Source organism: Vibrio sp. 10N.222.48.A3, assembly GCF_041475345.1.
In the GTDB taxonomy this organism is placed as follows: domain Bacteria; phylum Pseudomonadota; class Gammaproteobacteria; order Enterobacterales; family Vibrionaceae; genus Vibrio; species Vibrio tasmaniensis_A.
This window is the reverse complement of record NZ_JBFRVX010001417.1, coordinates 1-341: the sequence shown is the minus strand read 5'-3', so window position 1 is coordinate 341 and position 341 is coordinate 1. Positions and strand designations below refer to the sequence as shown.

Genomic DNA, 341 nt, shown 5'->3' with positions numbered 1-341 from the left:
CAAATTCACCAAGTTCGTTTTTCGCTATCGGGACAAGTAATGGCTCAAGCCAAGTTACTGAAGATAAAGACCTAACGGTTTCAGGCCAACTCAACATCACCGATATCGACTCAAAAGAGGCGCATTTTTCTAATTCCGACCTCAAGGGGACACTGGGTACTTTACACCTTAAAGACAATGGCGATTGGACCTACGATCTAGATAATAAAAACCCACAAGTTCAGGCTCTTGGTCAAGGCTCTGCGACAACAGACATCATAACCATCCACTCCGCCGACGGCACTCCTCATCAAATTGCAATTACCGTTAACGGCACCAATGATAAAGCCGTGATAAGCGGA

Annotated in this window: 1 protein-coding gene; it reads left to right on the top strand. The window is 45.5% G+C overall.

All coding sequences use genetic code 11. The features are described from left to right. The coding region (locus AB4653_RS26815) for a VCBS domain-containing protein (protein WP_372105749.1) at nucleotides 1-341 on the top strand (341 nt) is incomplete at both ends.